This window comes from uncultured Duncaniella sp. (assembly GCF_910578445.1).
GTDB lineage: Bacteria > Bacteroidota > Bacteroidia > Bacteroidales > Muribaculaceae > Duncaniella.
This window is the reverse complement of record NZ_CAJTQC010000006.1, coordinates 100,716-114,447: the sequence shown is the minus strand read 5'-3', so window position 1 is coordinate 114,447 and position 13,732 is coordinate 100,716. Positions and strand designations below refer to the sequence as shown.

13 protein-coding genes are annotated in these 13,732 nt (G+C 49.1%); 5 read left to right on the top strand and 8 right to left on the bottom strand.

What is annotated here, in order from left to right:
- Positions 1-86: 86 nt before the first annotated feature.
- Positions 87-911 carry a 4Fe-4S binding protein gene (locus tag QZ311_RS04645; protein ID WP_297064632.1) on the bottom strand — a complete coding sequence of 275 codons (825 nt, stop codon included), beginning with the start codon at positions 909-911 and terminating at the stop codon, positions 87-89.
- Positions 912-1,115: 204 nt separating this feature from the next.
- On the opposite strand from QZ311_RS04645, the gene QZ311_RS04640 reads away from it, so the two are divergent.
- Complete coding sequence (locus QZ311_RS04640) at positions 1,116-2,453, top strand: NADP-specific glutamate dehydrogenase (RefSeq protein ID WP_297064630.1); 1,338 nt, start codon at positions 1,116-1,118, stop codon at positions 2,451-2,453.
- Between the two features lie 188 nt (positions 2,454-2,641).
- Here QZ311_RS04640 and QZ311_RS04635 read toward each other — a convergent pair whose 3' ends face one another.
- From QZ311_RS04635 to QZ311_RS04605, 7 genes are all read right to left on the bottom strand, one after another.
- The gene (locus tag QZ311_RS04635) at positions 2,642-4,036 is read right to left on the bottom strand and encodes an NfeD family protein (protein WP_297064628.1); all 1,395 of its coding nucleotides are present in this window, start codon (positions 4,034-4,036) and stop codon (positions 2,642-2,644) included.
- 47 nt (positions 4,037-4,083) lie between these two features.
- Positions 4,084-5,157, bottom strand: a complete 1,074-nt coding sequence (locus QZ311_RS04630) for a lysylphosphatidylglycerol synthase transmembrane domain-containing protein (protein ID WP_297064625.1) — start codon at positions 5,155-5,157, stop codon at positions 4,084-4,086.
- On the bottom strand, positions 5,138-6,322 hold the full coding sequence (locus QZ311_RS04625; protein WP_297064622.1) for a glycosyltransferase: 1,185 nt from the start codon (positions 6,320-6,322) through the stop codon (positions 5,138-5,140). The genes QZ311_RS04630 and QZ311_RS04625 overlap by 20 nt, the downstream gene beginning before the upstream one ends.
- Before the next feature lie 82 nt (positions 6,323-6,404).
- Positions 6,405-7,370, bottom strand: a complete 966-nt coding sequence (locus tag QZ311_RS04620) for an AMP-binding protein (protein WP_297064619.1) — start codon at positions 7,368-7,370, stop codon at positions 6,405-6,407.
- Positions 7,361-8,341, bottom strand: a complete 981-nt coding sequence (locus tag QZ311_RS04615) for an o-succinylbenzoate synthase (RefSeq protein WP_297064615.1) — start codon at positions 8,339-8,341, stop codon at positions 7,361-7,363. Before QZ311_RS04615 ends, QZ311_RS04620 begins: the two co-directional genes overlap by 10 nt.
- A gap of 135 nt (positions 8,342-8,476) precedes the next feature.
- On the bottom strand, positions 8,477-9,298 hold the full coding sequence (gene menB, locus QZ311_RS04610) for a 1,4-dihydroxy-2-naphthoyl-CoA synthase (RefSeq protein ID WP_297064614.1): 822 nt from the start codon (positions 9,296-9,298) through the stop codon (positions 8,477-8,479).
- A gap of 79 nt (positions 9,299-9,377) precedes the next feature.
- Positions 9,378-9,599 (bottom strand): hypothetical protein, encoded by a 222-nt coding sequence (locus tag QZ311_RS04605; protein ID WP_297064611.1) that lies wholly within the window; start codon positions 9,597-9,599, stop codon positions 9,378-9,380.
- A gap of 278 nt (positions 9,600-9,877) precedes the next feature.
- On the opposite strand from QZ311_RS04605, the gene serB reads away from it, so the two are divergent.
- The 4 genes from serB to QZ311_RS04585 all read left to right on the top strand — a co-directional run.
- On the top strand, positions 9,878-11,107 hold the full coding sequence (gene serB / locus QZ311_RS04600; protein WP_297064607.1) for a phosphoserine phosphatase SerB: 1,230 nt from the start codon (positions 9,878-9,880) through the stop codon (positions 11,105-11,107).
- A 601-nt stretch (positions 11,108-11,708) separates the two neighbouring features.
- Positions 11,709-11,831 carry a hypothetical protein gene (locus QZ311_RS04595; protein ID WP_297064604.1) on the top strand — a complete coding sequence of 41 codons (123 nt, stop codon included), beginning with the start codon at positions 11,709-11,711 and terminating at the stop codon, positions 11,829-11,831.
- A gap of 123 nt (positions 11,832-11,954) precedes the next feature.
- The gene (locus tag QZ311_RS04590; protein WP_297064601.1) at positions 11,955-12,803 is read left to right on the top strand and encodes a GLPGLI family protein; all 849 of its coding nucleotides are present in this window, start codon (positions 11,955-11,957) and stop codon (positions 12,801-12,803) included.
- 279 nt (positions 12,804-13,082) lie between these two features.
- On the top strand, positions 13,083-13,732 hold a 650-nt coding region (locus QZ311_RS04585), incomplete at its 3' end, for a GLPGLI family protein (protein ID WP_297064598.1).

Sequence of the window (13,732 nt, the reverse complement as noted above, 5' to 3'; positions counted from 1 at the left end):
GAGCGTGTCGGGTAGTGAAAAACTCCGGCACGCTCTGATTTGTTTTAGATTGGGTCTAGCCAATGTTGTCAAACATCATTGAGAGGCTATATTTTCCAGACAGGTGATTTGCGGATATTGAAGTTTGCCGATAATACCGGCGCGAACGGCGACGAGAGCGAGCGCGCTCCTTCAGGACACGATTTCACACAAGCGCAGCATTTGATACATTTCGAGGCATCAATGCCTTCGCAGTCGCTCGCAATCGCAGAGGTCGGACAGACTGACACGCAGATTCCACACTTGTTGCAGATGGCTGTGTTCACTTCCGGCAGCAGTTTGCGTGGCGATTCTTTCTGATTTTGCATATATTCGGCTACAAATGTTCGGAAGTTGGCGAGAGATTCGGCCGGCGACGGTTGGTCTGTGATTTCGGTTGTGTCGATTGCCGGAAGAGATTTCAGAGAGATTTTGCGGGCGATTTCGTGGCCGAACGCCATTGCTTCTGCAAGGTCGGAGTCATCAGGCCGTCCGACGGCGATAGGTGTCGCGGAGGTAGAGTAGGAATGCTCACCGATGAAGGCTGCCGCTCCTGCCGTGATGAATCCCAGCCCCGTTGTGAAGTCAGACATATCGTTGAGAGCGTTTTCAAATGCCCTGTTGCCGTAGACGGCCACAAGTATGCAGGGAGTTCCGTCGGCAGTGAGTGATTTCATACGCTCTTTGGCCAAAGGTGACATTTTGCCGCCATAGACAGGAGCGGATATTATAGCCAGATCGTCTCTTGAGATAGTTTCGCATATCACACTTTGATGTGTCGCGTCGATGACGACAGTCCAGCAGTCAACATTAGCACGGATGCCATGGACGATTGCAGCCGCTACTTTTGCGGAAGTTCCTGTAGGGGAAAAGCTGATGTTGTAAAGTTTCATAAAGGTTATTCGGAATTGATGCTGATTGGTGCTGCAAAATTACTAATAATAAAAAAATATTGCTTAATTGTGGCAAAAATTTTGAATTTTCGCGAAAAACGTATAACTTTGTAGCGAAAAGATTGATTTTGCTTTCAAATTGTTGCGAAATTAATAGGTATTAGACAATAATCATAGTAAAATTATATTTCCAATTTCCAAGGTATGAATGCAGTAGCAGTAATCGACGAACTGAAGCGTCGTTTCCCTAATGAGCCGGAGTATATTCAGGCAGTGGAAGAGGTGTTGACCTCGATTGAAGATGTCTATAATGAAAATCCTGAATTCGAACGTTACAACCTCGTCGAGCGTCTTTGCATCCCCGATCGCATTTTCGCATTCCGTGTTTCGTGGGTTGATGACAAGGGTAAGGTTCACAACAACATGGGCTATCGTGTGCAGCACAACAATGCCATCGGCCCTTACAAGGGTGGCATCCGTTTCCACTCGTCGGTCAATCTGTCGATTCTTAAGTTCCTTGCCTTCGAGCAGACCTTTAAGAACTCTCTCACCACACTTGCGATGGGTGGTGCGAAGGGTGGCAGCGACTTCTCGCCCAGAGGCAAGAGCGACATGGAAGTGATGCGTTTCTGTCAGGCATTCATTCAGGAACTCTGGCGTCAGATTGGTCCTGACACCGATGTGCCTGCCGGCGATATAGGTGTCGGTGGTCGTGAGGTCGGCTATATGTTCGGCGAATACAAGAAGATGGCCCGCGAATTCACAGGAACATTTACCGGCAAGGGTATTGAATTCGGTGGCTCGCTCATCCGTCCCGAAGCAACAGGCTACGGTAACGTATATTTCCTCCTTGAAATGCTCAAGACCCGTGGTCTTGATATCGAAGGCAAGCGTGTGGCCATTTCAGGCTCAGGCAATGTTGCCACCTATACCGCACAGAAGCTCCTTGATCTCGGTGCTAAAGTAGTGTCGATGAGCGACAGCGACGGTTCAATCTATGTGCCCGACGGCATCTCTCGCGAACAGCTCGACTATATCTTCAAGCTTAAGAATATCTACCGCGGACGTATCCGTGAATTTGCCGAGGAATACGAGTGCCAGTACTTCGAAGGCGAACGTCCTTGGCATCACGTAGCATGCGACATCGCTATGCCCTCAGCTACACAGAATGAAATTGACGGTGACGACGCACGTGCTCTTATCGCCAACGGATGTATCGCCGTGAGCGAAGGAGCCAACATGCCCTCGACTCCCGATGCAATCCGTGAATTCCAGAAGGCGCGCATCCTCTATGCTCCGGGCAAGGCTGCCAATGCCGGTGGTGTGTCTGTTTCAGGTCTTGAAATGGCCCAGAACTCGCAGAAGCTTTCATGGAGCTCTGAGGAGGTCGACGAAAAGCTCAAAGGCATCATGGCTGAAATCCACAAGCAGTGTGTCAAGTATGGCACTGAGTCTGACGGATATATCAACTATGTGCGCGGAGCTAACGTCGCCGGTTTCATGAAGGTTGCCCGTGCGATGATGGCTCAGGGTATCCTCTAAGACCATTATTCGGTATAAAACTCATCTGAAAACTCTTTTCAGCTTTAGCTGTAATTACAATAAACGCTTTGATACACAACTATTAATCCCCTGTCGGGCTGTGAAGTCCGGACAGGGGATGCTTTTTTATCGTGTACTGTAGTCGGCGTGACGTGCAGCATGCTGAATTTATGATACGGTTGATTGTATCATACTTCCTTCACATAGATCTGGGCGTTTTCATATTTCATGACCCTTACGCGTGCGCCTGCATGGATGAAACCTTGGATTGCGACAGCATCGAGCGTTTCTCCGTTGATTTCCACTTTGCCGGCAGGGCGCATGTCGGTCACGGCTGCTCCTTCAAGGCCGATGTAGCCGATTGGCGACATGTCAACGCCGATATATCCGTCCTTGACCTGCTGTGTGAGCATCAGTTCCGTGTGCCGGCGCACCCATTTCGGCCCGTGTATGGATGTCAGATACCAGACGGCGAATACGGCAAGCGTTATTCCGGCGAGGAAAATGACCATTGAGCTCCACACGGCCTCTGCATTGAGATGTGAGAGCGAGAACGTGTAGTGTTCGATAAGCCCGAGGATAACTGCGGCACAGATACATGATATGCCTGCGATGCCTGTGATGCCGAAGCCGGGGACGACAAACATCTCAAGCACTACGAGCATCACTCCGAGCACAAAAAGGAGTATGATCCATGAGCTTGCTATTCCCGTGATGTAGAGAGGCAGGAAATAGAGCACAGCTCCCATTATGGACGCGGTCGCAGGGAAACCGACTCCGGGTGAGTGAAGTTCCATGTAGATTCCACCTACGATAATCATTATAAGAACGGCCTGCACAGCAGGATTGGTGAAGAAACCGATGAGATGGTCAAGCCAGTCGGGACGATATTCGTCTACGACATATGATTCAGGTTTGTAGTCGAGGTGCTTCATCAGCTCGTCGACCGATTCGGCTCTGCCGTCGGCATAGCCCCACTTGACAGCTTCGTCGGCTGTTAATGTGACGACACGTGTGGAGTCTACGAGCCCGGGGACTACTACGCGGCTGTCGACCATTGCTTCGGCTATGAGCGGATTGCGCCGCCATTGTTCGTTGCCGGTCGAATCGACATATTTGCCATGATTCTCAGCCGTTGCGCGCATCATGGCGCGCATATATGACTGATATTTATCGGGCATGGCAGCTCCGTCCGCACCGTTGACCACCGTTACAGCACCCATCGTCGCACTACGGCGCATATAGACCGAGTCACATGCGAGAGCGATGAGAGCCCCTGCGGAGGCGGCGTTGTTGTCGACAAAGGCTACCGTAGGTCCGGGATAGTTGAGCAGGGCGGTGCGTATGGAATCGGCATGCACCACCGAACCGCCGTAGGTGTTGAGGTGGACAATGAGCAAGTCACTGCCGAGACGGTCGGCTTCGTCAAGAGCCTGACGGGTGTAGCGCCAAGTGCTTGACCCTATTTCATCGTCGAGACGTAACATGTATATGTTGTGGGTTTTCTCGGCTTTTGCCGGAAATGCCAGTCCTGAAATTGTCAGGAGCAGCAACATGATGATTGTGCGATGGAGTGAGAGCATAGGATTGTGGATAATGATGTTTGGTTATGATTTCGTGATTTCTGTGCTTACTGTTTGTTCCCGGTTTTGTTGCGTATGCTCTGCTGAATCCAGCCGGGCATGATGCAAGCGCCGACGAGAAGATAGATATAGTAGCTTATGATGCGCCAGAAAAGGGCTATTACGAGAGCCATGCCGGTCGAGTGGATAAGGTCGCCGTAGTATGTGGTGAAAAGCCATTCGCTGATGCCTGCGCTGCCGGGAGTCGGGCTGACCATAAGGCATACCCACACGATGAACTGGCGTGCGAACACCACAAGCTGGTTGGCTGCGGGAGCAAAGCCGAGAAAGAGGGCGTTGACCACGAGATAGCGCGATGACCATGAGAGTGCCGTCCCGCCGAAAGTCTCAAGCCACCAGATGAACGGACGTTTGCGGAGTTCCTTGCCTGTGGTCTCCATGTTTGTGCCGAGGGTGTCGACCTGTTTGGCCCATTTGTTGAGCAGCCGGAAGTGGAAGAGCCAGTTGAGGAAGCGGTGGATGGCATGCGGACGCACGATGATGCCGAGGAAAAGAATCGTGGTCCAGACGAAAATCACTGCGTAGACTCCCCAGAAGACAGATTGCAAACCGACTGTGAATCCTCCGTGGCCGAAGTCGAAAAGCTCGTGGTAGGGGACAATGAGCATGATTACAGGGAGGGAGACCACAAAAAACAGTTCGTCGAGAAACAGCGTTGTCATCATCAGCGTCGTGGCTCGTCCCAGTTCGATGCCTTCGCGGTTGAGGTAGATCATGCCCAGCGCGCTGCCTCCGACAGCCGAAGGTGTCACGCATGAGGTGAATTCGCAGAGCATGTCGACTTTCCAAGCTTTTTTCCATGACAGTTGCCGGTCGGTCAGGGTGCGGAATCGCCATGTAAGGCCGAAATCACGGCCGAGCATGAACAGCCATGCGAGAAGAATGCAGCCTATTACTTTTCCGTCGAAATGTATCGAGTGCCAGACTTCCGGGTTGAACTCGCGTTTGAAAAGCCATGCAACCACAGCGAGGCCGATGGCGATAGGCAGAAAGATTTTCCATGCAAGGCTGAGAGCCTGCCGCCGTGGCGACTGCGGCTTATTATTTTGTTGAGTGTTCATGTCGTGCAATGATTTCGTCGTAGCGTTGGATAACTTCGTCAATTACATCTGACCACGGACGAGCCAGCGTGAGGCTTGCTCCTTTTCCGGCCTTTGCTTTCAGCGATGGGTCGGCGGCGATGGCGCGGATAGTGTGCGCGTAGTCTTCCGGAGTGCGTTGAGTCAGGAAGCCGTTTTCACCGTCTCTGACAAGTTCGGCCGCCGTTGAGCCTTCGAGCAGTATGGCAGGGGTCTCGACCGCGGCGGCCTCACGCACCACGAGCGGTGCGTTGTCGTAGAACGATGGAAACAGAAACAAGTCTGATGCGGCATAGTATTGCCGTAGTTTCTCGCGGTCGTTGATGACTCCGTGGAATGTTACTTTGTCGGCCAGCCCAAGTTCCTTGACAAGAGCCTTCATGTCATCGAGGGCATAGCCTGTCCCGATGAAGTTCATACGGTATTTCAGACCGTCGAGCAGTGGGAGTGTACGGATGATGACTTCGATTCCTTTTTCAAGTATATGCTGCCCGACGAAGAGCAGGCCTGTCTCATCGTCGGCGAGCCCGACAGCCTTGCGTGCTTTTCGTTTGTAGTCGGCGATGTCAGCGATGTCCTCCGAGAAATCGTTGCCGTTTTCGACCACGACGACCTTGCCTTTGTAGCCATATTCGCGTATTGTCTCCTCGACAGCGGCCTGAGGAATCCAGACTTCAGTGGCTGAGCTGTAGAAGTCGCGGAGGCGTTTCATCTGATAGGCGACCATCGGTGCAGGCAGCGACCTTTCGAGGTCAGTGCGGTATTTTGAATGGAATGTGGCTATGAGCGGTATGTTCTGTTTGCGTGCCGCATAGGCTGCAAGCCGTCCTGACGAGAATGGGCAGTGGGCATGGACGAGACGGAACGGAGTGTTGCGCATGTGTCGCCAGATGAACGGGTCGAAGCGCGGATAGCCGTAGCGATACGGATGCCGGTTGTAGATCGGTAGAGAGAAATATCGGTAGAGTTTCAGGCCTTCAATTCCTGTGAATTTAGGCGCCCATGGTGTGACGACGCAGACATCGCGTCCGTTTTGCTTAAGCCATTTGCAATAGTTCTCGACCGTGAGTGTCACTCCGTCAAGAACCGGCGTAAAGCTGTCGTTGAACAATCCGTAGTATTTTTTTCCTTCAGAATCAGGACTCATAGATAAATAGTTGACGTGAGAATTTGGCACAAATGGCTCTGTTGATGCAAATATAACGTTTTAGGGGGTATTATCGGTTGAGTCAGCTGAAAAATTTATGTCTTATTATCTTCCGGGATTGTGTCAGTTTTATTTCGGGTTCGAATATGATTGCTTTAGGTGCTTTACGATGGTCGACAAGTGTTCTGATACGGTCAAGGATGTCGGATGGTAGGGAAGTTGAATCGGTCACTATGACAGCCTCCTCGCCCCACTTTGCAGACGGACGCGAGGTGACATAGAAAAGCGATGACGTGGGGAAGAGTGGAGCTATGAGCTTTTCGAGCTCTTCAGGAAATATTTTTATCCCGCCGGAGTTTATCACGTTGTCATAGCGTCCGAGCCAGCGGAATGAACGGTCGGATATGAGCGAGACCATGTCGTTTGTGACGAGCGAGCCGAACGAGAGTGTGCGACTGCCGATGGTCAGACATCCTCTTTGGTCGAGTGAGAATGTGAAACCGGGAAGAGCCGTGAAGGCTTCTTCGCCGAGATGACGGAGAGCCACGTGGCTACACGTTTCGGTCATGCCATATGTGGCGTAGGCCGTCAAGCCGTCAGCGTGTATCAGAGTTTCGGTTTCTGCCGGAAGCGGTGCGCCTCCGATAATCATGTTTTTTATCTGCCGGCGGTAAGGAGAGGTGAGTATGGCTTCAGACTGTGAAGGCACTATAGGCAGAAGGTCGATTTCAGTCACGTCGCTGATGGCCTGAAGTGTCGGACGGTTTGACGGGTCCTCGACGATGAGGCTGCACGAAGCTTCGAGTGCCCTGACAATCTGCATTTTCCCGGCGATGTAGTCGGGTGACAGTGGCAGATAGAGTGTCGACTGCGGAGACAGACGGAAAAAATCTATTGTGGCACGAGCCGATGCCCGCATGTCGGACTTAAGCAGCCTGATTTCTTTTGGTGTGCCTGTCGAACCCGAAGTGTGGGCCACGACATAGGGGTGCGGATTGGTCCACTCTTCAATGAATGCTTCGGCCTGTGGAGTCAGAATCAGTGCCATTGTAGTGGTGGAATTTCCCATTCATGTCCGGGCGAGTAGGAGAGGCGTTCGCCATGCAGTGTCAGTGGAGAAGGGATGTTGTTGTCGTAGAGTTGTCCCGTGCCGAGTCCCTGAGGCATGTCGTTGTCAAGACTTGCCGTCCATTGGGCTATTGCGTTGAGGCCGATGTTTGATTCAAGAGCCGACGTGACCCACCATCGGCAACCGCGTTGCCGGGCGAGATTGATCCACTCCTCTGACGATTCGATACCGCCTGTGAGTGTGGGCTTAAGGACGATGAATTGCGGATTGATTTCATCGAGCATCATCTCTTTCCGTGTCTTGACGGTGATGCCGATAAGTTCCTCGTCGAGTGCGATTGGGATTGGCGACAACCGGCAGATGGTTTGCATTTCGGCCCATTGTCCGGCTTTGATCGGCTGTTCGAGCGAGTGGATGTCAAATTCGGCAAGACGGTTGAGCCTTTCGATTGCGTCGGCCGGTGTGAATGCGCCGTTTGCATCGAGCCGCAGCTGGATGTCGGGGGCTTCTTTGCGTATGAATCTCAGCAGCTCTATTTCGTCTTCGAAGTTAATGCCTCCGATTTTGATTTTCACACATCTGAATCCCTCGGCAAGTTTTGAGGCGATGCGTTCGCGCATCAGATTGCGGTCGCCCATCCACACAAGACCGTTGATGATGATTGCTTCTTTGCCATCGGTCCAAGGTGACTGGCAGATGATGCGTTGCCCTCCGTTTGAGAGGTCGCGCACGGCGGTCTCGACGGCAAAGCGTATCGAAGGCCAGTCGGCAAGCAGCGATGGGCGCGCCGCATAGCGGTCGATGTTGTCGCACACTTCAGCGAGTTTTGTTTCATAGTCCGGGCGGTCGTCGAAGCTCAGCCCGCGAAACAGGCCTGCCTCTCCGAGTCCGAAGATGCGGTCGGACCCGGAGTCGGCAAGGCGTATATAGTAAGTGTCTTTCTGTCTCATCCGTTCCCGCGACGTTATGGCCGTGAACCGGAAATCGAGACGATATTTACACCATGTTGCTTTCAATGGAGTAGGGAATGATTGGGAAACATTGGATTGCAAGGAGGGAGAGTGTGTGCTATGGCTGAGCGTGGTTTATCCCGGGAATTTAGGGAATTGGTCGAAGTCAGGGTCGCGCTTTTCGAGGAATGCGTTCTTGCCTTCCTGCGCTTCGGCCATGAGATAGTACATGAGGGTTGCATCGCCTGCAAATTCCATCATGCCACGCTGTCCGTCGAGTTCGGCATTGAGTGCGCGTTTGATCATACGGATGGCCATCGGAGAACGGCTGAGGATGGTCTCGCACCATTCGACTGTCTCGTCTTCGAGACGGTCAAAGGGTACAACCTTGTTGATCATGCCCATGCGTTCGGCCTCTTCGGCTGTGTACTGACGGCAGAGAAACCAGATTTCGCGTGCCTTTTTCTGACCGACGCAACGCGCGAGGTAGCTTGAGCCGAATCCTGCATCGAAACTGCCCACCTTGGGTCCGGTCTGGCCGAAACGGGCATTGTCAGAGGCTATCGAGAGGTCGCAGACCACATTGAGCACGTTTCCGCCGCCAATCGCGTAGCCGTTGACCATAGCGATTACGGGTTTTGGAATCGAGCGGATGGCTTTGTGGAGGTCAAGCACATTGAGGCGGGGCACTCCCTGCTCGTCGATATAGCCTCCGATTCCCTTGACATTCTGGTCGCCGCCTGAGCAGAATGCCTTGTCGCCTGCGCCGGTAAGAATGATAACACCTATGTCGGAAGCGTCGCGGCAATAGGCCATTGCATCAAGCATTTCCTTGTTGGTCTGTGGACGGAAGGCGTTGTAGACGCGCGGACGGTTGATTGTGATTTTGGCTATGCGGCCATATTGTTCGAAAAGTATGTCCTCATACTTTTTGATTGGTTTCCATTCTCTTTTCATCGTGGAATAATGATTTTAGGATTGTTTTCTGTCCACAAAATTAATGAAAAATCAGAGAAGCACAATCCGATTCACGAAATCATTTGAATGGATTTTGCCGTCCGAAAAGTTTTCCCTCCTTAACCTCGCGCCGAAAAATCAGATAGAATCTCACGCAGCCGAAGCAAATGACCACTGATGAAAGCAGCGACCACCATTGGACACTGCCGTCGGCAAATCTGATGGCCCGGTCGATAATCACAGCCAATGACACGACTGATAATGCCAGCCAGATGTTTCTTTTCACACGGTTACTGACCATATTTGTTAAGAGTTAAGGATGAATGATTATAGGGTGTTTAACTATTGTTATTAAACACCCTCTTAGTATATTTCATTAGACGCGGATTCAGTGAAAAAGTTGCAGTGTGTCCTGAAAAATCACGCCAAGGATTGTGCACAAGGTGTTGGCTGATACATACCGGATATGGCTTGGTCAGGGTGTCAATGTCAATATGTTTTATTGCGGTTTACGGAGAAAAATTTTAACTTTGTCTTGAAAACAAGAAATAAAAATCATAATAAATAGTTCTTTTTGTCATGGAAAAAGCTCAGCTCGAACTCATACTCATCAACATATCCGGCCAGGATCATCCCGGCGTCACTTCTGCTTTATCGGAGATTCTTGCGAAATACAATGCCGGAATCCTTGACATCGGTCAGGCCGACATCCATCATACACTCTCGCTTGGAATACTTATCCGCACCGATTCGTCAGTGTCGGGCAATATAATGAAAGAGCTGCTGTTTAAGGCGACAGAGCTGAATGTGACCATACGCTTCTCGCCGGTCAGCATCGGTGAATATGAGCAGTGGGTCGGAATGCAGGGGAAGGACCGTTGGATAATCACTATCCTCGGCCGTCGTCTGACAGCACGTCAGATAGCCCACGTGACCGCTGAAATATCTTCGCAGGGAATGAACATCGACTCGATTCAGCGACTGACAGGCCGAATGCCTCTCGACATGGAGGAACAGCCTCTGTCGAAGTCATGCGTTGAGTTCTCGGTGCGCGGTATGCCGCGTGACGCTTCAGCCATGCAGGAGCGCTTCATGCAGCTCTCGCAGGAGGAGGAATTCGACATCTCCATGCAGGAGGATACGCTCTATCGTCGCTGCCGGCGTCTGATATGCTTCGATATGGATTCGACACTCATCGAGACCGAGGTTATCGACGAGCTTGCCATGCGCGCTGGTGTGGGCGACGAGGTGAAGGCTATCACTGAACGTGCGATGCGCGGTGAAATTGATTTCAACGAAAGCTTCAAGGAGCGTGTGGCTCTTCTCAAGGGGCTTGACGAAAGTGTGATGAAAGAGATTGCGGAGAGCCTGCCGATCACCGAAGGTCTCGACCGTATGATGCAGGTTCTGAAACGCGTCGGTTATAAGACGGCGATACTCTCAGGCGGATTTACATATTTCGGAAACTATCTTAAACAGAAATATGGCTTTGACTATGTTTATGCCAATGAGCTTGAAATAGTCGACGGGAAGCTGACAGGACGCTATCTCGGCGAGATTGTCGACGGACGGCGCAAAGCAGAGCTGCTGCGTCTTATCGCACAGGTTGAAAATGTCAATATCGCCCAGACAATCGCTGTGGGCGACGGTGCGAATGACCTTCCGATGCTCTCGACCGCCGGACTGGGTATCGCTTTCCATGCCAAGCCTAAAGTGAAGGCCACGGCCGACCAGTCAATCTCGACAATCGGCCTCGACGGGGTGCTTTATTTCCTTGGATTCAAGGATTCGTTTATTTCGGAGAAGTAAACCGTCGGCTATATATATGGTTGACCGCCGTATATATGGTTGACCGCCGTATATATGGTTGACCGCCGTCATACGAACGAAAATATCTACTTTAATCGGACGAGCCAAATCGACCGTCGCATATCGAAAAGATGCCCTTGGTTTTAAAGTATTTGACAAAAAATTGGAAATAGGAGTGATTGATGGTGTAATTTATTTGTTATAAGTGAGTTACTGATTATTGTTGGAGTTCAGATTTTGTTCGAAATATCATTTTTGAACAAAATCTGAACTCCATTTATTTGTTATATTTAGTTTTTTGCCTAATTTTGTAAAAACATAAAACATAAAAACATCTCTATGAAAAAATTTCTTGCAATTCTAATCTCTACCGTAGGGGATTGCATTACATCCTTTACATCAGAACGGGATTTTATCTCATTTATATACGGTATTAATGGGACATTTGAAATCAGAATTCATATTGATGGATATGTCTTTCATGGATATGCCAACTTTTAGCCAAAGATTTAAAGTCGACTATAAATCACAGACCAAACTGTATAACAGGCGCGCAACCGAAAAGCGTATAGAAGTAGGATAATGATAAAAAATTTGAATAATGAAAAAAGTTTCAATAGCCGAACTTCTCAAACTCTATGGAGGAGCTACTGCAAACCTTCCATGTGCTGATGAGCTACAAGACGAAGCCGGTGAGCACTTCGGAGACACTGATCATGATTGAGATGATTGGGCAGACCGATTTGAAAAGTGTGTAAACGGTCACTAAAACAATTGTAGTGAAAGGCTGACAGCTTTATGTTTCTGTTAGCTCTTTACGATATTAAAAAGTATAAATCGATATCCCATGAAAATTTACAGATACTTGCCATTGTTCCTTCTATTGACAGTGCAATCTGTCTGCGGTATGACAATAATAAAATTTGAACCAGCTATCTTGGAAGTTGATTACGTTAAGCATATTGTACTTGACACAATCAATCCCCAAGAAGATTACTGTAATACGATTATGACTCTTCGAATAGGCAGGAACACAAGCGCTTTTTTTTCTCCTAAAAAAGTGTGGCAAGACTCATTGATGCACTTCAATTTTGACCTTGAATACCAATTACATCGTAAAGCTTTGGCCAAAGGTATCTCATCCATCGGTGGACGCGAGAAAGAGCGTGTGTATAAAAATCATCCGACAGGCAATATTACCGTTACAAATAACTTCAGTATGTCGCATTGGATATATACAGAATTGTGGGAAAAGCCGGAGTGGGAGCTAACGGATTCCGTGGCGATTCATATGGGATTCAGATGTCAGTTAGCTAAAAGTGTTTACCGAGGAAGAGTATGGTTTGCATTATTCACAGATGAACTTCCGTTCAGCGACGGGCCATGGAAATTAAGTGGCTTGCCCGGACTCATACTTAAGGCATGGGATATAAAAGGCCATTATTCATTCGAAGCAATCGGTCTCAGGACTGAAAATTTACAGGACGTGGGAATATATAATTATCTCGGTTTTGATTTTTTAATGACATCGCGAGATAAGTATTATGAAGAATGGTATAAAGCACTTCATGAAGATATGGGATACAAAATAGCGCAATCGGGTGCTTTTGGTGTTAAGCCTGAAAGTGTCCCGGCTCCAAGAAAACTCCCTCACCGAAATTTTGATTTCGAGGAAATTAACTATAATCACAACTAAATTAGACTATAAATCACAGACCAAACTGTATAACAGGTGCGCAACCGAAAGCGTATAAGAAGTAGGAATAAATCTCATGACTTCTCATGACTAACAAGAATGACATCAGAATATTTCTGGAGTCCTCTCCGTCAGATCAACTGTATTAGATTCATTGATTCTAAAATGGAATAGGGTGCTTAGCAGTTGAAGAAAGAGGTCGTTATGTCTGACCGCATACCCGAGTCCGGCGATGCAATAAACAAAAACTGATTATAAATTATATTTATCTGTAAAAATATGAGATATTTACTTGTTGCCATTTCAGCAATCTGTTTTCTGATTGCTCATGGTAATATTATTAAGGATAAGGAATCCGGAATAATGGAAGTGCAATACATCAAGACAAGTGTAAGTGACACATTGAAATGGGACACTTATTCTGATCCTATGACCCTAAGAATAGGTGAGACTTCTGCAATGTTCTATCCCACGAAGAAAATGTGGGCTGATTCCTTATTACGCAATAATTTCGAACTACACGAAAAATTATACCGTGAAGCCAACCCTATTGGTAAGCCTGCTGTCAATCCAATCGGAGGCTTGGAACGAGAGTTCCTTTTCCGAAATGTGACTGACGGCGAGACAATGGTGTATAGAAGGATAGCCGGAGACGGTTATTCATATTCCGAACCTACGGAAGCTCCAAAATGGGAGATAAAGCAGGAAACTAAGGAAATCTTGGGATACCAATGCCAACTGGCCACATGTGATTTTCGAGGACGACAATGGAATGTCTGGTTCACACCTGAGATTCCTGTTAAGGAAGGCCCTTGGAAATTATTTGGATTACCGGGACTGGTATTGGAAGCTTCAGACAGCAAAAATCATTACACATATATAGCAACTGGGATATCGACACAGAACATCGGACCGGTCGGAATCCGTCT